This is a genomic window from Nocardia vinacea NBRC 16497, from assembly GCF_000308835.1.
Classification (GTDB): domain Bacteria; phylum Actinomycetota; class Actinomycetes; order Mycobacteriales; family Mycobacteriaceae; genus Nocardia; species Nocardia vinacea.
In genome coordinates this window covers 1-20,485 of the sequence record NZ_BAGN01000003.1, presented here as the reverse complement: position 1 = coordinate 20,485, position 20,485 = coordinate 1, and the positions used below count along the sequence as shown (strand labels likewise).

Below are 20,485 nucleotides of genomic sequence, written 5' to 3'. Positions count from 1 at the left end.
CCAGGGGTGGATCAACCACAACAAGATGCGCGAAACCGAGCGGATCAAGTACGAGATGCATTACGGACACCGCTAGCGGCACCGTTTGCATGGCACGTCTCGGTCAACGCTAACGATCGGCACTCGCTCGACCACCACGGAGCGAGTCTTACGAGCGACCGTTCGCGGCCCGTCTCGCGTACGAGCCGTCGAAGCGCATGCGCCGCAGGCGCGAGTCTCGACGGCACCGCTAGCGACTCGCTCGAAAGGATCGGACGCGAGACACCAGGGGGCCGCGAACACGCAGCGCCGAAGGCGCTGCAAGATAGCACTGTGACCGAATCGCAGAACACCATTGCCACCGCGGACCTCGCCGACGAGATCGGCCCCGACATCCGTAGCTGCGATACGCAGTTCATCCAGTTCGGCGGGCGTGCGGAGTTCTCCGGGCGCATCACGACGATCCGCTGCTTCCAGGACAACCTGATGGTCAAGCAAACACTGGGCGGGCCGGGCAACGGCGGCGTGCTCGTCGTCGACGGCGGCGCCAGCGTGCACACCGCATTGGTCGGCGACATCATCGCCGGACGCGGTGTGGCCAACGGCTGGTCCGGCGTCATCGTCAACGGTGCGGTGCGCGACTCGGCCATCCTGCGCACGCTCGATATCGGCATCAAGGCACTGGGCACCAACCCGCGCAAGAGCACCCAGACCGGCTCGGGCGAGCGCGATGTCCCGGTCGAATTCGGCGGTGTCACCTTCGTGCCCGGCCATATGCTCTACAGCGACCACGACGGCGTCGTGGTCCGTGCTTGAGACCGAGCGACTAGACCGCCGCCACCCTGGCCCGGTGACCGGCGATGGCCACAATGTCGCCGACATGCAATTGCCGTCCGCGACGCAGTTCCACCTCCTCGTTCACCCGTACCAGACCTGCGGCGATCACGGTCTTCGCCTCCGATCCGGAATCGATCAGATTGGCCAGCTTGAGGAACTGGCCGAGTCGAATGACGTCGTCATCGATCGGCACATCGACTGCATCGGACATGGGATACATCCTTACTCCGTCGCCGTCGAACCGGAAATCCAACCCCCGCGCAAGCGACCGACACACATGGCTGACGCTCCGATAACCGACATGCCCGGGTGGCCTTCGAGCACCACTACCGCGGCAACGTACACACTGGTGCTGTGACAACCACGCACGCCGGGCAACACATCGACACCGAAGCACCCTCGGAAAGATCGGCACCACCGGTTCCGCATCGCGGACACGGACGGCTGCGCGAGGTCCCGCATATCGCGGGGCTGCTCCTTGGCGTGTTCGCCGTGCTCTGCTTCCTGTGGAGCCTCTCGCCCGGACTGCGATATCTGACGCACGTACCGCGTCGCTACATCGACCTGTACTACTTCGACGCACCGGATACCAGCCTCGTGTGGGCGCTGGTGGTCGGTCTGCTCGCGGGGGCGACAGCCAGCCGCAAGCGAATCGCCTGGTGGTTGCTGCTCGGCTATATCGCGCTCTACGCGCTGGCGAATGTGCTCGAATTCGCCGACGAGGGCAATATGCACGCGCTGGTGGCCGCGGTGGTGCAGCTCGCCGCGATCGGAGTGCTGCTCGCGTCGTGGCGGGAGTTCTACACAAAGGTGCGCCGGGGGGCGGGCTGGAAGGCGTTGGGCGTCCTGGCCGGCGGTCTCGCCATCGGCTGTCTGCTCGGTTGGGGTCTGGTGGAGCTGTTCCCCGGTTCGCTGCCCCGCGGCGTGCAACGGCCGCTGTGGTCGGTCTATCGGGTGACGGCCGCGGTGCTGGTGGACAACGAACATTTCGACGGCCATCCGCGCCCGTTCGTCAACTTCCTGCTCGGCCTCTTCGGCGCCATCGCGCTGCTGGCCGCGGTGGTCATCCTGCTGCGTTCGCAACGTGCGGGCAATGCGATGACCGGCACCGACGAATCCGCGATCCGCGGGCTGCTGGAGCGCGCCGACGTCGAAGATTCGCTCGGCTACTTCGCGACTCGGCGCGATAAAGCGGTGGTGTTCGCGCCGAGTGGCAAGGCGGCGCTGACCTATCGCGTCGAATTGGGTGTCTGCCTCGCCAGTGGTGATCCGATCGGTATTCGCGAGGCCTGGCCACAGGCGATCGATGCGTGGCTGCAGTTGGCCGACCAATTCGGTTGGGCCCCAGCGGTCATGGGCGCGAGCGAACTCGGTGCGACGGCGTACCGGCGGGCCGGACTTTCGGCGCTGCGCCTCGGTGACGAGGCCATACTCGACACCAGGACCTTCTCGCTCGCGGGCCCGGAGATGAAGCAGGTCCGCCAGGCCGCGAATCGGTTGCGCAAACACGGGATCACCGTGCGAATCCGCCGCCATCGCGATATTCCGGCCGAGGAATTCCGGCAGGTGATCACCCGTGCCGATGCCTGGCGCGATACCGAAACCGAGCGCGGCTTCTCCATGGCGCTCGGCCGCCTCGGCGACCGGCTGGACGGCGACTGCCTGCTGGTCGAGGCGATCGAGCCCACCCACCAGCCCACCACACAGCCTTCGGCTGGCTCATCCGAACCCAAGGAGCGGGTGCTCGGCATGCTGTCGCTGGTGCCGTGGGGACGCACCGGTGCGTCACTCGAACTGATGCGTCGAGATCCACACGGCCCCAACGGTGTCATGGAGCTGATGATCTCCCAGCTCGCGCTGACCTCCGAACAGCATGGCATCACCAAGGTTTCGCTGAACTTCGCGGTATTCCGCTCCGTCTTCGAAGAGGGCGGACGCATCGGCGCCGGACCCGTGCTGCGGCTGTGGCGCGGTGTGCTGCTGTTCTTTTCGCGCTGGTGGCAGTTGGAGGCGCTGTACCGGTCGAATGTGAAGTATCAGCCGCACTGGGTGCCCCGGTTCTTCCTGTTCGAGGAGCGCAGGCAACTACCGCGGGTTGCCATCGCCAGTGCGCTCGCCGAGGGCTTCCTACCGCGCTTCGGCAAGGAACCCGAGACCATCACCCACACCGGTCTGCACAGTGCGGTACCCACGGGCATCACCGGACTGCACGCCGACGGCAGTCCGCCGGATCTGCCGGACAACGTCGGTGTGGAACAGCTTCCCCGCCGCCCGGAGCAGGTGCGGGTGCGCATGGACAAACTCGACCGGCTCGCGTCCGCCGGCGTCGACGCCTATCCGGTCGCCTATCCCCCGACGCATACCGTTGCGGCAGCGCGTCGTTCACCGCGCGGAACCACGGTGCGGGTCTGCGGCCGGCTGCTGCGCATCCGCGATTACGGCGGTGTGATCTTCGCGGTGGTCCGGGACTGGACCGACGATATACAGCTGGTCATCGACCGCGATCGGGTCGGCGTCGAACGCAGCGCCGAATTCGGCGAGTTCTTCGACCTCGGCGACCTCATCGAGGTCAGCGGCCAGATCGGGCAAAGTCGGCGCGGCGAACTCTCGCTGCTGGCAGCGGACTGGCGGATGATCGGCAAATGCCTGCATCCGCTGCCGGACAAGTGGAAGGGCTTGGCCGATCCCGAGGCCAGGGTGCGTCAGCGTTACGTCGATATGGCGATCAATCCCGAGGTCCGCGAGGTGCTGAGCAAGCGGACCGCGGTGGTGCGCTCGCTGCGGGATTCATTGAACGCCTGGGGATATCTCGAGGTGGAGACCCCGATCCTGCAGAAGGTGCACGGCGGGGCCAACGCGACACCGTTCCTCACCCATATCAATGCCTACGATCTGGATCTGTATCTGCGGATCGCGCCCGAGCTGTATCTCAAGCGGCTATGCGTCGGCGGTATGGAGAAGGTCTTCGAAATCGGGCGCAATTTCCGCAACGAGGGTGTGGACTTCAGCCACAATCCGGAGTTCACCAGCCTGGAAGCCTATGAGGCACATGCCGATTACGAGCGGATGATGCAGCTGGCCCGCCAGCTCATCCAGAACGCCGCACAGGCCGCCAATGGTTCGATGGTGGCACTGCGACCCAAACCGGACGGCTCCTTCGAAGAGGTGGACATCTCCGGGGAGTGGACGGTGAAGACCGTGCACGGCGCGGTATCGGAGGCACTCGGCACCAAGATCACCTCGCAGACCACACTCGACGAGCTGCGCGAACTCTGCGATAAGGCGGAGGTGCCCTATCAGCACGGCTGGGATGCCGGGCAGGTCGTGCAGGAAATGTACGAGCATCTGGTCGAATCCCATACGGAGCAGCCGACTTTCTACATCGACTTCCCCACCTCGGTCTCCCCGCTGACCCGCGCGCACCGCAGCATCCCCGGCGTGACCGAGCGCTGGGATCTGGTCGCCTGGGGCGTCGAATTGGGTACGGCCTACAGCGAACTCACCGATCCGATCGAACAGCGACGCAGGCTCACCGAACAGTCGATGCTCGCGGCCAACGGCGATCCGGAAGCGATGGAGCTGGACGAGGACTTCCTGCAGGCGCTCGAACATGCGATGCCGCCGACCGGCGGTTTGGGCATGGGAGTTGACCGCATCGTCATGTTGATCACCGGACGCAGCATCCGCGAGACGCTGCCCTTCCCATTGGTGAAGCCGCGGTGAGGATCTCACTATGAAATATTGCAACCGGAGAAAGTTTCCCATTCGGTAATCGCCCGGTAGCCTTGATGATTCGGCCCCGGGAGGAGGCCGTTACCTTCGACACTGGGGATGCATATGTACCTTGACCTGCTGACCAACTCCGCTCTGCTGGACCCGCAGGTGTGGGCAAGCGCGGACACCTGGACCAGCTCGGACACGTTGGCGTCGACGATGGAGTTCGCGGCCAAGAAAAAGAAGAAGAGCAGCAGCGGGCTGATCATCGGCGGCATCTGCTGCCTGGTCGTCGTCGCTCTGATCGTCGGCGGCATCTACCTGCTGACCCAGCGCAAGAAGCAGCAGTAAATCCACGAGAACGGCCCGGCTCGCATCGCGAACCGGGCCGTTTCGGTATTTCGGACTAGATGGCGGTGCGCTCGGAGGCCACCTCGGCCTCGAGCAACAGCTCGTCATCGAGTTCGTCGTGCGGCTGCGCCGGCACCGACTTCAGCACCACCACCGCCGCGACCAGTGCGGCGACCACCAGTGCGGCGCCGATCCAGAACGCCAGGTGGAATCCGTTGGTGAGCGCCACGTTTGCGGCGACACCATCCTTCAACAGATGTTCGGTCTTGCTCGCCGACAGTGTGGCCAGCACCGCCAGACCGAGCGCGCCACCGACCTGCATGGTGGTGTTGGCCAGACCTGAGGCCAGCCCGGCCTCCTGCGGCTCGACCCCCGACATCGCCAGATTCATCAGCGACGGGAAGGCCAGACCCGCACCGGTGCCGAACAGCACCATCGGACCGAAGATGTCGATCCAGTAGTTGCCGTCCACCGGCGCCTGGGTCAGCCAGACCAGGGCGACGAGGATCAGCAGCAGACCGGGAATCAGCACCTTGCGGGCGCCGAAGCGCATCACCAGATGTTCGGAGTAGCGCACCGACAGCAGACCCATGATCGCCGCGACCGGGAAGAAGGCCGTGCCGAGCTGGATCGGCGAATAGCCGAGCACCTGCTTCAGGTAGAGCGAACCCATGAAGAACATGCCGAACATGCCTGCCACGGTCAGCACCTGGATCACATTGGCGCCGGACAGATTCCGTGAGCGGAAGATCTTCAGCGGCATCAGCGGGGTGGACGCCGTCGCCTCCCGCGCGATGAATCCGGCGAGCAGCACCAGCGCGGCCGCGCCGAGCCCGAGCGTCACCGGATCGGTCCAGCCGTATTCCGCCGCCGGCTTGACGATCGTGTAGACGCCGAGCATCAGCGCCGCCGTGATCAGCACGGCGCCGGGCACATCCGCGCCGTCCTTCAGCCCGGCGCCCTTGTCCTTGTCCAGGATCTTCAGCGCGCCGAGGCCGACCGCAATGCCGATCGGCAGGTTGACCAGGAAGATCAGCCGCCAGTCCAGGGCGGTCAGAAAACCGCCGAGCAGCAGGCCGATCGCACCACCGGCCGACGCGACGAAGGCGTAGCGACCGATCGCCTTGGCCTGCTCGCGCGGATCCGGGAACATCGCGAAGATCATGCCGAGGATGACCGCCGAGGTCATTGCGCCACCGATGCCCTGAAGGAAGCGGGCCGCGATGAGGGTCACCTCGTTGACGGCCGCACCACACAGCGCCGAGGCCAGGGTGAAGACCGCCAGACCGGACAGGAACATGGTGCGGCGACCGATGAGGTCACCGAGTCGGCCGGCCAGCATGAGCAGGCCGCCGAAGGAGATCAGATATCCGTTCACCACCCAGGCCAGACCCGATGGGGTAAAGCCGAGGTCGGTCTGGATATCCGCGAGCGCGACATTCACGATCGTCGCATCGAGCACGATCATCAGCATGCCGCCGCACAACACATAGAGGGCGAGCCAGCGCTTGCTGTCCGAACCGGCCGGGGCGTCCCCCACCTGTCTATGTCGTTCTTTTGCTTCCGTCACCACAGACGCCTTCCACCCGAAGATCGTTACTGTGGCACGCTAGCAGTGGTTAGTCCTAAAAGACAACTAATTAATTCAGTTGAAGAATCGACTGATATGCTGTAGCTCATGACTGTTGCCCCGGAGCAGCGCGCCAAGCGCAGCTACCACGACGCCTGCGGTGCCGCCCGCGCGCTCGACCTCGTCGGCGAGCGCTGGACCTTGCTCGTGGTACGCGAACTACTCCTCGGCCCCAAGCGCTTCACCGATCTGCGCGCCGGACTACCCGGCATCAGTCCCAATGTGCTCTCGCAGCGACTCGAGGAACTCGTCCAGATCGGCGTCGTGCACAAGCGCAAGCTGCCGCCGCCGGTCGGCGCCGCCGTCTACGACCTCACCGATTGGGGTCGCGAACTCGATTCGGTGATCATGGCGCTCAACCGCTGGGGCGCCCGCTCCCCCAACAGCTACCGCTGCTCCGAGGTATCCACCGACTCCCTGGTGGTCACTCTGCGTACCTTCTTCAAGCCCGAATCCGCCGCGGGCGTGCACGCCGACTACGACCTGTACTTCACCGGATCCGATTCCGGCACAGACGAATTCCACGCGATCGTCGCCGAGGGCACCTTCACCATCGCCCGCGGCGCCACCGGTCGCGCGGCCACCACCATCCACACGACCGTCCCCGCCTTCGTCGCCATAGTCTTCGACGGCCACCCTTTGGCCGACACCATCGCCACCGGCGAGGCGAAGATATCCGGCGACCTCCCCGCCGCCGAAAACTTCATCGACTTCTTCGAACTCCCGGCGGAGTGCAAGGGAACTCCGACGACCTGACCATGAGGTCGAGTGCTCAAAGTCGATCGATGTCGGTGAGATCGATATCGATGTCGAACGGCACGCTCAACTTCAGTCGCTCATGATGGATTCCGGTGAGCGCGTATGCCTTTGTGGCGGGGTCGAGTTCATAGACGTAGACCACAGGACGGCCGTCGACATTCTCGATGCGCCAAAAGTGCGTGATGCCAGCCTGCGCGTACAGCTGGGGTTTGCGTTCCCGATCGCGAGTACGCGATTCGACGGATACAACCTCCACCGCGAGTACGACATCATCAGCCTGATATGTCGTCAGTTCGTGGCCGCCATCGCGATCAGCACGAACCACAACGATGTCCGGCTCCGGACGCTGATCACGTCCCAACGTGACAGTCATTTCCCGCCGCACCCGCAAATGTGCGGGCGCCAGGTGGCGCAGGGCCGAATCCAGCAAGGTGATAACCAGCATGTGGAACTTCGCCTGCGGGCTCACGAAGACAAGACTCCCGTCGATCAACTCGGTATGCGGGGGCAGGTCGGGCAGGCGGTCCAGATCCTCGGCGACGAAACCGCCCGGCGGCGGGCGCAGCCACTGCGGAAACGGTTCGACGGTCATGACTTCGAGTATGGCACCCATACGTCGCTAACTCCCCCTAGTGCGAATGGACACCGATCATACGGCAGAGTGGGCGGGGTGCAGTTGATACTCGTTCGTCATGCTCAGCCGTTGCGGGTAGATACCTCCGGTGGGCCCGCCGATCCCGAATTGGCGCCGGTCGGGGTCGAGCAGGCCGAACGAGTGCCTGCGGCGTTGGGGCAGCATCGGATCAGCCGGATCGTGAGCAGTCCACAGCGGCGGGCGCGGGAGACGGCCGAGCCGACCGCGGCGAAGCTCGGGCTGCCGGTGGATGTGATCGACGATCTGGCCGAATACGATCGCGACCTGCCCTCCTATATTCCGATCGAGGATGCCAAGGTCGAATTCGCGGCCGTCTACGAGCGGATCAAGTCCGGACATCTGCCCGAACAGATCGACGCGCCCGCGTTCATCACCCGGGTCCGCGATGCCATTACTTCGATCGCCGCGTACACCGATCCCGCGGATACGGTCGTCGTCTTCGCGCACGGCGGGGTGATCAATGTGCTCCTGCAGGACGTGCTCGGCCTGGCCCGGCCGCTCACCTTCCCGATCGACTATTGCTCGATCACCCGGATCCTGTTCTCCCGCAGTGGCCGCCGCACCGCGGCGACCATCAACGAGAACGGCCACGTCTGGGATTTGTTGCCGCGCAATATTTCACAGCAATCCTGACGGTTTTTCACAGACTTGGCGTTCACAGCCGACTGGCAGATAGATCGCACCCCAATCCCAGTGACGGAGCCTTGTATTGGACCGGTGAGCCGCCGCAGCGACTACTCAAAGGTCGCTCGAACCAACCAGCGACTCATCGTCCGAGGAAAGGAATCCGTTTTGCTCACCAAGACATCGACCTTCAGGCGTGGTTTCGCTCGCGTTGCGATCGCAGGCGCGTTGGCCGCAATTCCGCTGAGCGCGCTCGCGGTCACCGCATCCGCGGCCACGGCCGATTCGTCCGTGCCGACGGTTCAGACAGTATCGGACCAGATTCCGTTGCAAGGCACCGAAATCAACCACCACCATCATGGTGACTGGGACGGCCGCGGCGACCATGACGGTCCCGGCCCCGGTGATTGGCACAATGGCCCCGGACAGCCGCCGCTGCTGCCGGGTGTACCGGCCCTGCCGTCGACCGGATCGGCTGGCTAACCAGTCCAGGTCGTTCAGCAAAAGCGCAGGCCACCCCTCCATGAGGAAGGGGTGGCCTGCGCTTTTGTCTGGGACTATCGCCTCTGAATCAGGCCATGCCCGCGATCCAGTTGTGCATCCAGGAGATGGCGGTCTGACCGCCGCCCACCGGGTAGCTGCCGTAGAGCGTATGCGCGTGCGAGTTGTAGAACCGCTCCAGATCCTTCGCCCGCTGCTGGTTGGCGGATTCGGTGAGCTGCGACTGCAGCGTCGGGATGCCACCGAAGTTCATCAGGTCGTTCATGATGGCGCCCGCCTCGAGCTGGTAGCGCCAGAGGTTGGCCGGATTCGCCTCGGAGGTCTGCGCGAGGAAGCCGGCGAACCGGGTCACGAAATCGTCGGTGGCGGTGGCGCAGTAGAGATCGTCGAGCGCGCAGATGCTGCGGGTTCGATCGCTGAGCCAGCCGAAGCCGCCGACCCGAGCGCCGCCGGCGCCCGCGCCCGGCGCGACCGGTCCGACCTGGATGTCGGTGGGCGAGCGGCGCGGATCGGAGATCAGGCCGACACCCGCGATCCGGTCCGCCGGAATCGGGCTCAGGCCGGTGCCGATTTCGGCGGCGAGGTCGCCTGCCGCATCCGCACCCTGGCTGTAGCCGACGATCGCGATCCTGGTGCCGCCACAGCTTTGCGCCATCGCGGTGGCCAGGCCACGGGCGCGATCGGTCGCTTCCTTCTTGGACGCGCCGTAGACGTCGCCTTCCCACGGGAATGCGGTCGCGGCATATGTCACGTAATCGACGTCCACCGACCGAGGCAGATTATTGGTGACCCCGGACAGCATGCCGGGCTGCGGCGTCTTGTCCTTGCCGGTCTCCCAAGTACCTGGAATCGCAACAACATAGAGACTCGGGCAGCCCGGATCGGCCGTTACCGAACCGCTACCAAGGACTACGCCGGATGCTACCGCCGCGCACGCACCGAGTGCGGCGGCCACCTTCTTCAACCGCATACCGCTCCAGTTCAAAACATCGCCCCTTGCGAGAGCTAGCTCCGACAGTCTTTCGCCAACCGTGCTGACCTCGGCGGATGTTGGTGCAGTGCATATCGAGCCAACGAGAGCAACCCACTGGCATGACAGGCACGTCGCAACCCACATCCCAAGATCACGCACCACGCCGCAGATCACAATAAGGCAACACCGCAACCAGCGCCATTCCAACTCGTTACCGTGTCCGATTCCCGTCACCGCGCATACCGCAACGGTTCCGCTCAGCGACCTTCCGCGTTCTCACCAAGATCGAATACGTACGCACGGCAAACGAATAAGGGCGCCTGTGGATCGAAATCCACAGGCGCCCTTTCCGCTCCGGTAAGAGAGGTTCTAACGTTGCGCGACTGCCGTCGGCGGGATCGGCGCGGGCAGCGCGGTCTCGCCCTCGAGGAATTTGTCGACCGCAGACGCGGCGGCACGGCCCTCAGCGATGGCCCAGACGATCAGCGACTGGCCGCGGCCCATATCACCGGCGACGAAAACGCCCGGGATATTGGTCGCCCAGTTCTTATCGCGCTGGACATTGCCGCGCTGGTCGTAGCCGACTCCGAGACCTTCGAGCAGGCCCGGCTTCTCGGGTCCGGTGAAGCCCATGGCGAGCAGCACCAGATCGGCCTCGAGAGTGAAGTCGGTGCCCTCGACCTTCTCGAAGCGACCGTTGACCATCTTGACCTCGTGCGCCTCGAGCGCGGTGACCTTGCCGTCCTTGCCGACGAAACGCTCGGTGTTCACCGAGAACACGCGTTCGCCGCCCTCCTCGTGTGCCGAGGAGACCCGGTACATGAGCGGGTAGGTCGGCCACGGGGTGGAGGAGGCGCGCTCCTCCGGCGGCCGCGGCATGATCTCGAACTGGTGGATGCTGGCCGCGCCCTGACGGTGCGATGTGCCCAGGCAGTCCGCGCCGGTGTCACCGCCACCGATGATGACGACCTTCTTGTCCTTCGCGTGGATCGGCGGCAGGCCGTTCTCGTCGGTGACATCGTCGCCGAGCTGCACCCGGTTGGACCACGGCAGGAATTCCATCGCCTGATGGATGCCGTCCAGATCCCGGCCCGGGATCGGCAGGTCACGTGCCAGGTGGCGCCACCGGCCAGCACGATCGCGTCGTACCGCTCGCGCAGCTGCGCGGCGGTGATGTCGACACCGACGTTCACCCCGGTCTTGAAGATGGTGCCCTCGGCCTCCATCTGCGCGAGTCGGCGGTCGATGAAGCGCTTCTCCATCTTGAATTCCGGGATGCCGTAGCGCAGCAGACCACCGATGCGGTCGGCGCGCTCGAAGACCGTCACGGTGTGACCGGCCCTGGTCAGCTGCTGTGCGGCGGCCAGACCGGCCGGGCCGGAACCGACCACGGCGACCTTCTTGCCGGTGAGGCGGGTCGGGTAGATCGGGGTCACCCAGCCCTCGTCGAAGGCGTTCTCGATGAGCTCGACCTCGACCTGCTTGATCGTCACCGGATCCTGGTTGATGCCGAGGACACAGGACGCCTCGCACGGCGCCGGGCACAGCCGCCCGGTGAACTCCGGGAAGTTGTTGGTCGCGTGCAGCCGGTCGATACCCTCACGCCACTGGCCCTTGTGAACCAGGTCGTTCCACTCCGGGATGAGGTTGCCCAGCGGACAGCCGTTGTGACAGAACGGAATACCGCAGTCCATACACCGGCTGGCCTGGGTCTGCAGGGTCTGGTGCGAGAAACCCGGCTCGTAGACCTCTTTCCAGTCCAGCAGGCGCAGCGGAACCGGACGACGCGTCGGCAGTTCCCGTTTAGTGTGCTTCAGAAATCCTTGCGGGTCAGCCACGTGCCGCCCCCGAATAGTCACAGCGCCTCGTCGACATCTCTAAAACTTTCTGGTCAGCCACGTGCCGCCTTGAATAGTCACAGCACCTCGTCGACATCTTTAGAACTCTCTGGTCAGCCACGTGCCGCCTTGAATAGTCACAGCACCTCGTCGACATCTTTAGAACTCTCTGGTCAGCCACGTGCCGCCTCCATAATCGCCTCGTCGACATCCGTGCCGTTTTTCTCGGCCTCGGAAATCGCGAGCAAAACCTTCTTGTATTCGCGCGGCATAACCTTCACGAAGTGGTTCACCTGCTGGGACCAGTCGCTCAGAATGCGTTCGGCGACAGCCGAACCCGTCTGATCGCGGTGCTGGGTGATGATGTCGCGCAGCCAGGTGAAATCGTCACCGGCGAGCTGCTCGACCGCGTCGGCCTGCTCCGGGTTGAGCTTTGCCTCGAAGGTGCCGTTCGGGTCGTAGACGAAGGCGACACCGCCGGACATACCGGCGCCGAAGTTGCGGCCGGTCTCACCGAGGATGACCACCCGACCACCGGTCATGTACTCACAGCCGTGGTCACCGACGCCCTCGACCACCGCGGTGGCGCCCGAGTTGCGCACGGCGAACCGCTCGCCGACCACACCGTTGATGAACGCCTGACCGTTGGTGGCACCGAACAGGATCACGTTGCCCGCGATGATGTTCTGCTCGGCGATGAAGTCGGCCGGTGCGTTCAGCGACGGGCGCACGATCAGGTGGCCGCCGGAAAGACCCTTGCCCACATAGTCGTTCGCGTCACCCTGCACCCGCAGCGTGATGCCCGCGGGTACGAAGGCGCCGAAGCTGTTGCCCGCGGAACCGGTGAAGGTGATGTCGATGGTGTCATCGGGCAGGCCCGCGCCACCGTAGAGCTTGGTCACCTCGTGGCCGAGCATGGTGCCGACGGTGCGGTTCACGTTCGTGATCTTGGTTTCGAACTTCACCGCCTGACCGCGCTCGAGCGCATCGGCGCTCTGCGCGATCAACTGCACGTCCAGCGCCCGGTCCAGGCCGTGGTCCTGAGTCTTGGTGCAGTACCGGTCCTGGCGCATGAATGCCGTCTCGACATCGTCGAGGATCGGCGACAGGTCCAGCTTGCTGGCCTTCCAGTGCGCCTTGGCCTCGGAGGTGTCGAGCATGTCGACCCGGCCGATGGCCTCGTCCAGGGTGCGGAAGCCCAACTCCGCCAGCAGTTCCCGTACCTCTTCGGCGATGAACAGCATGAAGTTCTCGACGAATTCCGGCTTGCCGGTGAAGCGTTCGCGCAGCACCGGGTTCTGCGTCGCGACACCGACGGGGCAGGTGTCGAGGTGGCAGACCCGCATCATGATGCAGCCCGAAACCACCAAAGGCGCAGTGGCGAAACCGAATTCCTCGGCGCCGAGCAGTGCGGCGATCATCACGTCGCGCCCGGTCTTCATCTGGCCGTCGACCTGCACGACGATGCGGTCGCGAAGTCCGTTGAGCAGCAACGTCTGCTGGGTCTCGGCCAGGCCGAGCTCCCAGGGACCGCCCGCATGCTTGAGCGAGGTCAGCGGCGAGGCGCCGGTACCACCGTCGTGGCCGGAGATGAGCACCACATCCGCGTGCGCCTTCGATACACCGGCCGCAACTGTGCCGACGCCGGGCTCCGCAACAAGTTTCACGTGAATCCGCGCCTGCGGGTTCGCGTTCTTCAGGTCGTGGATCAGCTGCGCCAGATCCTCGATCGAGTAGATGTCGTGGTGCGGCGGCGGCGAGATCAGGCCGACGCCCGGTGTCGAGTGCCGCACCTCGGCGACCCACGGGTACACCTTGTGCGCGGGCAGCTGACCGCCCTCACCGGGCTTGGCGCCCTGCGCCATCTTGATCTGGATATCGGTGCAGTTGGTCAGGTAGTGCGCGGTGACACCGAAGCGACCCGAGGCGACCTGCTTGATCGCCGAACGCCGCCAGTCGCCGTTCTCCTCGACCTCGAAGCGGGCCGGATGTTCGCCGCCCTCACCGGAATTCGAGCGCCCGCCGAGGCGGTTCATCGCGATCGCGAGGGTCTCGTGCGCCTCGGAGGAGATGGAGCCGTAGCTCATCGCACCGGTGGAGAACCGCTTGACGATGGCGCTGGCCGGTTCGACGTCGTCGATCGAAATCGGCTTGCGCTCACCGGTCTTGAACTTGAACAGGCCGCGCAGCGAGGCCAGCCGCTCGGACTGATCGTCGACCAGCTTGGTGTACTCCTTGAAGATCGAGTACTGACCGCTGCGGGTGGCGTGCTGCAGCTTGAAGACGGTGTCCGGGTTGAACAGGTGGTACTCACCCTCACGCCGCCACTGGTATTCACCGCCAACCTCGAGCTCGCGGTGCGCGCGCTCGTTGCGGTTCTCCAGGAACGCCACGGTGTGCCGGGCCGCCACATCGGCGGCGATCTCGTCCAGGCCGATGCCGTCCAGATGCGAACGCAGGCCGGTGAAGTACTCGTCCACCAGCTCCTGCGACAGGCCGATCACCTGGAACAGCTGTGCGCCGGTGTAGGAGGCGATGGTGGAGATGCCCATCTTGGACATCACCTTCAGCACGCCCTTGCTCGCGGCCTTGTTGTAGTTCGCGACCGCCTTGCGGTAGTCGGCGGGCAGATCGCCGGTGCTGCCGGGCATCTGGAGCCCGCCGCGCTCGAGCAGATCCTCGATGGTCTCGAAGGCCATGTACGGGTTGATCGCGGCCGCGCCGAAGCCGACCAGCATGGCCATGTGGTGTACCTCGCGGGCGTCACCGGCCTCGACGACCAAGCCGACCATGGTGCGGGTGCGCTCGCGCACCAGGTGGTGGTGCACCGACGCGGTCAGCAGCAGCGACGGAATCGGCGCCAGCTTCTCATTGGACTCGCGGTCGGACAGCACGATGATCCGGGCACCGCCCTCGATGGCGGCCGAGACCTGGGTGTTGATGGCCTCGAGCGCCTTGCGCAGGCCCTTGCCACCCTTCTTCACCGGGTACAGACCGTGCACGACCACCGAGCGCAGCTCCGGATGCGAGCCGTCGTCGTTGATGTGGATGAGCTTGGCCAGCTCGTCGTTGTCCAGAATCGGCTGCGGGATGGTGATCTGATGGCAGGACTCCGGTCCCGGATGCAGCAGATCGGCCTCCGGGCCGAGGGCCCGGCGCAGGCTGGTCACCACTTCTTCGCGGATCGCGTCCAGCGGCGGGTTGGTCACCTGCGCGAACAACTGGGAGAAGTAGTCGAAGAGCAGTCGGGGGCGCGAGGACAGCACCGCGATCGGGGTGTCGGTGCCCATCGAGCCGAGCGCCTCACCGCCGGTCTTGGCCATCGGCGAGATCAGCAGGTTCAGCTCTTCATTGGTGTATCCGAAGATCTGCTGACGGATCAGCACGCGATCGTGCGACATGTGCTCATGCGGGCGATCGGGCAGATCGGCCAGCTTGGTCACACCGGCGTCGAGCCATTCCTGGTACGGGTGCTCGGCGGCCAGCTGGCTCTTGAGCTCCTCATCGCCGACGATGCGGCCCTGCGAGGTGTCGACCAGGAACATGCGGCCCGGCTGCAGCCGGACCTTCTGGACCACCTTGGCCGGATCGATGTCGAGGACACCGACCTCGGAGGCCATGACGACCAGACCGTCATCGGTGACCCAGATGCGGCTGGGGCGCAGGCCGTTGCGGTCGAGGACGGCGCCGACCACGGTGCCGTCGGAGAAGCACACCGATGCCGGGCCGTCCCACGGCTCCATCAGCATCGAGTGGTAGCGGTAGAACGCCCGCCGCTGCGGGTCCATGTTCTCGTTGCGTTCCCAGGCCTCGGGAATCATCATCAGCACCGCATGGGGCAAGCTGCGGCCGCCGAGGTGCAGCAGTTCCAGCACCTCGTCGAAGCGCGCGGTATCGCTCGCCCCCGGGGTACAGACGGGGAAGATCTTCTGCAGGCGGTTGTTGCCCGCTTCGTCGATGCCGAAGACATCCGAGCGCAACAGCGCCTCGCGCGCGCGCATCCAGTTCTCGTTACCGGTGACGGTGTTGATTTCACCGTTGTGCGCGACCCGGCGGAACGGATGCGCCAGCGGCCACGACGGGAAGGTGTTGGTGGAGAACCGGGAGTGCACGATGCCGAGCGCGGACTCCACCCGGCCGTCCTGCAGGTCCAGGTAGAACGCGCGCAGCTGCGGGGTGGTGAACATGCCCTTGTAGACGAAGGTCTGACCGGACAGGCTCGGGAAGTACACCGATTCCTTGCCGACCGCGCCCTCGCCCGCACCGGCCTTGCCCAGTTCGTGCTCGACGCGCTTGCGTACGACGTAGGCCCGGCGCTCCAGGTCCATGCCCGACAGCTGTTCGGCCGAACCCTTCGGCGAGCCGATGAAGATCTGGCGGAAGGTCGGCATGGCGTCGCGGGCCAGCGCACCAAGGGTGGACTCGTCGGTGGGCACCTCGCGCCAGCCGAGCACGGCGAGGCCCTCTGATTCGACGATGCGCTCCAGGCCGTAGGCGGCCTTGGTCGCCTCGCGGCGGGCCTGCGGCAGGAAGGCGATACCGGTGGCGTAGGAGCCCTCCGGCGGCAACTCGAAATCGACCACGGCACGGAAGAACCGGTCCGGAATCTGGATCAGGATGCCGGCGCCGTCACCACTATTGGGTTCGGCACCTGCGGCACCGCGGTGCTCCAGGTTCAACAGAGCCGTAATAGCCTTGTCGACGATGTCGCGGCTGCGGCGGCCGTGCATGTCGACGACGAATGCGACACCGCAGGCGTCGTGCTCGTTCGCCGGGTCATAGAGCCCGATGGGTCCGGGGGACCTGTGGCCAGGAAGTTGCGTCATGCCTCTGCCTTCAAGAAAGTCGGCCTCGATGAATCGGCCTATGGGAAAGGGGCCTTTCGTCGATTGCCTCCGTCAAGACTGCGCCTGTACGTTGCGAAACCAGCCGCGCTGATGGTCTTCTTCGTGCAGTCACGTCTCCAGTTGTCCACCCGCTGCGATGACGTTGGGGTGCTCGTCGGTAACGGAACGCTTACGTGTTCCTTACCTCCGCACGGGTGCGCGCCCGCTACGCTTGGACACCCGGATTTCCGAGCCCGAGCGGGCGCTGGTGCCGAACATTCTGTATTCGGCGTAAGAGCAAACGATAAGTCAGGTCCGGGGCCCAACCAACTTAGGTCGTGCTAATAACCGGGCCTAGCTGGGCTTCTTCAAACGGTCCTCCACGTGTGCGCGTCGTCCAGTGTAAAGCAGCGAACGCGGTGCGATCGATCCCCTTGGCACCGGGTGCCAACAGCGAGAACGGGCGCCCAGGACCCGCACCACGCCACACCTCGCACCCCGAGAACCGGCGCTCACCTGCATCGAAGTGGATTTCCCCTGCTTCACTCGAGGCAAACCCGATTCGTGGTGGCTAACTGACCGGCGGGCCGGATGAGAGATTTCCGACAGGGGTGTGACAAGCACACAACCCGATCCGACCGTCCGGCCTCTTTTGGCCGATGTGGGATTCAGCACATTTCCAGCAATCAAATTCGAGTGGTTTACGACACATTTACGTCGGGCGACACGCGGTGCCGACAACTTGCGGCTTGCAGCACACCCATCTAGGGACCGCACAGCGCGGCGGCGGCACGGACCAGCGCCGCCTGATGCAGCGCATCGCGGCCGGAGGCGAGCACCCCGAAAACGGGCGGTGCCAGGCGCAAGACACAGTTCGGACCCGTGAGCGCGGCGCGGCGCAGCGCGAGTTGGTCGACGATCTCCACATTCACCCGGTCGATCACCGGGCGCACCGAGGCCAGGTCGGGCGGCGTGCTCGGCGCCGCGGCCGGATCGAAGCGCCAGCGGGCGACCAGGCCGCGCTGGACGATCTTGTTGGCCTCGATCTGGCCGTAGAACACCTGGTGGATCCAGCTTTCCGGAAGTCCGCGGTCACCGCCGAGGCGCACCATCGCGTCGTATACCTGTGCTTCGCGTTCCGGATCGTCGATCGAGGGTTGGCCGCCGTTCTGCGCGGCCGTCGCCCATTTGGCCGCGGCGACGGCGTCGGCGGTATCCAGGCGTTCGATCACCAGAGCGACGATGCGATCCAAAGCCGGATCGTCGTCGAGTGTTTGCGCACGGCTATCGGGGGCGGCCATCAACAGGGCCGCCGCCACACACACCAAAACCCTTACCGAGCCTCGGAAAAACACTCGCAACACCTCGTTCGTCGGCTCGTTCCGGTGCGGTCATCCCTGCCAGATTAAGGGTGAGCGGGCGCACAAGTCCGGCGGCATATCGAATTTTGTGAGCCTGACCACATCCCCGGCTGCGTGCTCGGTGTGTCGCGGTCGCGCCTGTCACGCTGTGACAACGAATCAGTGACAGCTTCGGCGGGTTTTTCGAGCGACCTGCAAGCAGTCGCTAGCAGGCCGCCACTTTGACTTGGGATGAAGAGGATGTGGGATCCCATGACAGTCACCGGCTTGTTCACCTGGCTCGGTGGAGGTCTCGGGCGCGAGCAGGGTGGGAGCGAACTCGACTATCCGCATGAGCGGGCGGATTATGCCGTGAGCGGCGCCGTTGTACTGCTCTTTGCGGCGGTGGCCGGGATCGTCGGCACGGTCGCACTTGCCACGGCCGATACCGTGCCGCTGTTCGCGATCGTGTTCGTCGCGCTAGCCGTCGCGCTGCTCGCGGGTGCGGTGGCCCGCGCCCTGGCGACCGCGCGACCCGCCGGTGGTCCGGATCGCCGCGGCCTCGCCGGACGGATCGCGGTCGCGGTGGTGGCCGGGGTACTGGTCGCTGAACTCGCCTCGACGGTGCTCTTCGGCGGCACCATCGATCGGCTGCTCGATGAAAAGGCGCAGCGTGCGGTCGATTCCGCACCTGCGGTGGTCACCGCGCGGACCGAGCTGGAGCGTGCGAAGGCCGATCGCGCCGCACTGGACCAGTCGATTACCAAGGCGCAGGCCGATATCGACCACGCGCTGGTGATCGCGCGCTGCGAATACAACCCGACGCCGGAATGCCCGCAGACCAGGATCACCGGTGTGCCCGGTCGCGGCCCCGAATCGCAGACCGCCAACGCGATGCTCGACGACGCGCGCAAGCAGTTGGCCGCGGCGCAGGATCGGGTGGCCGGACTGGATCAGCGGATCACCGAGGACCAGGAGGCCCTCGACACCGCCGGTTCCGCCGCCTTCGCCGAAGCCGATCGCGGCCTCGGCGCGCGCTGGCTGGCCATGAACGACTACACCACCGGTGCGGCGGGCGCATTCCTGCTGCGGGTGCTGACCATCCTCACCTTCGTCCTGCTCGCCCTGCTGCCGCTGATCATGCGGTGGTGGCGCGGGGAGACCTCGCTCGATCGGCGACTGGCCTTCCACACCGTGCAGGACCGCGCCGAACGCAGCGCCGACGCCGCCATCGCGGTGAAACGCGCCGAGGTGCGGGCCGAGGCCGAAAACCTGCGCACCGAACAACAATTGACCGCCGTCCGACTGGCCGTCGAGGCCGATACCGCCATCGATCGGGAGCGTCAACGCACCCGCATCATCGCCGCCATCGGCGGATTGGAAATCGGCATCACGGACCCGGGGCGACGTGAACTTCCAGCCGGAACGGCTGGCGACCGAGAGGACAGCTCTGTGTCTCATGAGGTGACCCCAAACCTTCCGGCCACCGTGAGTGCGGGTGCGCTCGCACCGACCGGCGGTGCGGGCGCGGTGGTGCCGCATACCGCCTCGGCCGCACCTGCCGCGCCCAAGAGCGGCGGCCTGGAACTTCCGCTGATCGGTACCGTGCCGTTCTCCGATACCGCGGCCCGCTTCATCCGCCCCCTGGTACCCACGTTCGTCGCCAATGCGATCGACACCGCCACCCACCCGCTGCGCACCGCACGCCAAGCATTCGAAGAGGTCGAGGAGATCACCTTCACCCTGCGCCGCACCCGCAAGGTGACCGTCGACTCCCAGGATTCGCACGCCCCGGCCATGACCCAGCCCCTGCAACCCGGCTACCAATTGCCCGGCACCCCCGAGTCCTGGCACGCCCAGCGCGTCGCAGCCACCGTCGTCGACGCGGACTACACCCAGGACCCTCGCTACTCGGCCCTCCCTCCGGCCGCCACACCCCAGGGCTACGGCATCCCCCAACCCGACCGCCACGACGAACTCTCGGCCGGCCACCGCAATGAACTCCCCCGCCACCGCGGCCCGCGCGAACTGCCACCCGCCAACTGACCGGCAGGCGGCCGATTCGTGCGGCCTGACAGTTGAGACCGTCCGAGACCCAACGCCCGCGGATCAGCCTCAGTAGCCACACCTGGTACACCCGCGTTGCTCGGCGCGCACGATGTGGTGCCCTGCTGCTGGCGGAAGTCGCTCCGTGGCCCGCGCGAACTGTCGCACTGCCGCCCGGCAACTGACCGGCACGATCCAGCGGCCGATTCGTGCGGCCTGACAGATGGCGCCGTCCGAGGCACGACGTCAGCCACCGTTTCCACATCTGGTTCACCCGCATTGTTCGACGCGCACAATGTGCTGCCCACTGCTAGGCGCAGCCACTCCGCGCCCCGTGGGAACAACCGCCGCCAACCGACGCCACGGTCCAGCGGCCGATTCGCGCAGCCAGACGGATGGCGCCGTCCGAGGC

At 65.6% G+C, this 20,485-nt stretch carries 13 protein-coding genes and 1 pseudogene; 7 read left to right on the top strand and 7 right to left on the bottom strand.

Going from position 1 to position 20,485, the window contains the following annotated elements:
* Positions 1-312: 312 nt before the first annotated feature.
* Positions 313-795 (top strand): ribonuclease E activity regulator RraA, encoded by a 483-nt coding sequence (gene rraA, locus ON44_RS00270; protein ID WP_040685702.1) that lies wholly within the window; start codon positions 313-315, stop codon positions 793-795.
* Positions 796-805: 10 nt separating this feature from the next.
* Here rraA and ON44_RS00265 read toward each other — a convergent pair whose 3' ends face one another.
* Entirely contained in the window at positions 806-1,027 is a 222-nt protein-coding gene (locus ON44_RS00265) for an RNA-binding S4 domain-containing protein (protein WP_040685709.1), read from the bottom strand.
* A 143-nt stretch (positions 1,028-1,170) separates the two neighbouring features.
* Between ON44_RS00265 and lysX the strand changes: the two genes are divergently transcribed.
* Together lysX and ON44_RS00255 are read left to right on the top strand one after the other, a co-directional pair.
* Positions 1,171-4,539: a bifunctional lysylphosphatidylglycerol synthetase/lysine--tRNA ligase LysX gene (gene lysX / locus ON44_RS00260; RefSeq protein ID WP_083897552.1), complete on the top strand. Its 3,369-nt coding sequence runs from the start codon at positions 1,171-1,173 to the stop codon at positions 4,537-4,539.
* A 114-nt stretch (positions 4,540-4,653) separates the two neighbouring features.
* Entirely contained in the window at positions 4,654-4,881 is a 228-nt protein-coding gene (locus tag ON44_RS00255; RefSeq protein WP_040685701.1) for a hypothetical protein, read from the top strand.
* 55 nt (positions 4,882-4,936) lie between these two features.
* Here the strand turns inward: ON44_RS00255 and ON44_RS00250 are convergent, their stop codons facing one another.
* Entirely contained in the window at positions 4,937-6,451 is a 1,515-nt protein-coding gene (locus ON44_RS00250; RefSeq protein WP_245566947.1) for an MFS transporter, read from the bottom strand.
* A 108-nt stretch (positions 6,452-6,559) separates the two neighbouring features.
* On the opposite strand from ON44_RS00250, the gene ON44_RS52220 reads away from it, so the two are divergent.
* Positions 6,560-7,267 (top strand): winged helix-turn-helix transcriptional regulator, encoded by a 708-nt coding sequence (locus tag ON44_RS52220; protein ID WP_040685699.1) that lies wholly within the window; start codon positions 6,560-6,562, stop codon positions 7,265-7,267.
* A gap of 16 nt (positions 7,268-7,283) precedes the next feature.
* On the opposite strand, the gene ON44_RS00240 is transcribed toward ON44_RS52220, so the two are convergent.
* Entirely contained in the window at positions 7,284-7,862 is a 579-nt protein-coding gene (locus ON44_RS00240) for a Uma2 family endonuclease (protein WP_040685707.1), read from the bottom strand.
* A gap of 78 nt (positions 7,863-7,940) precedes the next feature.
* On the opposite strand from ON44_RS00240, the gene ON44_RS00235 reads away from it, so the two are divergent.
* Together ON44_RS00235 and ON44_RS00230 are read left to right on the top strand one after the other, a co-directional pair.
* Positions 7,941-8,558 (top strand): histidine phosphatase family protein, encoded by a 618-nt coding sequence (locus ON44_RS00235; protein WP_040685706.1) that lies wholly within the window; start codon positions 7,941-7,943, stop codon positions 8,556-8,558.
* A 159-nt stretch (positions 8,559-8,717) separates the two neighbouring features.
* Entirely contained in the window at positions 8,718-9,032 is a 315-nt protein-coding gene (locus ON44_RS00230) for a hypothetical protein (RefSeq protein WP_157186998.1), read from the top strand.
* An 88-nt stretch (positions 9,033-9,120) separates the two neighbouring features.
* On the opposite strand, the gene ON44_RS00225 is transcribed toward ON44_RS00230, so the two are convergent.
* The 4 genes and pseudogenes from ON44_RS00225 to aroQ all read right to left on the bottom strand — a co-directional run bounded on the left by ON44_RS00225 (position 9,121) and on the right by aroQ (position 18,042).
* The gene (locus tag ON44_RS00225) at positions 9,121-10,020 is read right to left on the bottom strand and encodes a cutinase family protein (RefSeq protein WP_083897550.1); all 900 of its coding nucleotides are present in this window, start codon (positions 10,018-10,020) and stop codon (positions 9,121-9,123) included.
* A 372-nt stretch (positions 10,021-10,392) separates the two neighbouring features.
* Positions 10,393-11,861: pseudogene (locus ON44_RS00220) on the bottom strand (glutamate synthase subunit beta).
* A gap of 173 nt (positions 11,862-12,034) precedes the next feature.
* Positions 12,035-16,687 (bottom strand): glutamate synthase large subunit, encoded by a 4,653-nt coding sequence (gltB, locus tag ON44_RS00215; protein WP_040685697.1) that lies wholly within the window; start codon positions 16,685-16,687, stop codon positions 12,035-12,037.
* Between the two features lie 764 nt (positions 16,688-17,451).
* On the bottom strand, positions 17,452-18,042 hold the full coding sequence (gene aroQ / locus ON44_RS00210; RefSeq protein WP_157186997.1) for a gamma subclass chorismate mutase AroQ: 591 nt from the start codon (positions 18,040-18,042) through the stop codon (positions 17,452-17,454).
* Between the two features lie 258 nt (positions 18,043-18,300).
* Here aroQ and ON44_RS00205 point away from each other — a divergent pair, with 258 nt between their 5' ends.
* A complete protein-coding gene (locus tag ON44_RS00205; RefSeq protein ID WP_040685703.1) occupies positions 18,301-20,073 on the top strand; it encodes a DUF4407 domain-containing protein in 1,773 nt (590 codons plus the stop codon).
* The last annotated feature ends 412 nt before the right edge of the window (positions 20,074-20,485 follow it).

Coding starts and splice junctions, on each gene's coding strand:
- ON44_RS00205 (WP_040685703.1), top strand. CDS start 18,301: ATGACAGTCACCGGCTTGTTCACCTGGCTCGGTGGAGGTCTCGGGCGC.
- ON44_RS00240 (WP_040685707.1), bottom strand. CDS start 7,862: ATGACCGTCGAACCGTTTCCGCAGTGGCTGCGCCCGCCGCCGGGCGGT.
- ON44_RS00255 (WP_040685701.1), top strand. CDS start 4,654: ATGTACCTTGACCTGCTGACCAACTCCGCTCTGCTGGACCCGCAGGTG.
- ON44_RS52220 (WP_040685699.1), top strand. CDS start 6,560: ATGACTGTTGCCCCGGAGCAGCGCGCCAAGCGCAGCTACCACGACGCC.
- ON44_RS00265 (WP_040685709.1), bottom strand. CDS start 1,027: ATGTCCGATGCAGTCGATGTGCCGATCGATGACGACGTCATTCGACTC.
- gltB (WP_040685697.1), bottom strand. CDS start 16,687: ATGACGCAACTTCCTGGCCACAGGTCCCCCGGACCCATCGGGCTCTAT.
- ON44_RS00225 (WP_083897550.1), bottom strand. CDS start 10,020: ATGCGGTTGAAGAAGGTGGCCGCCGCACTCGGTGCGTGCGCGGCGGTA.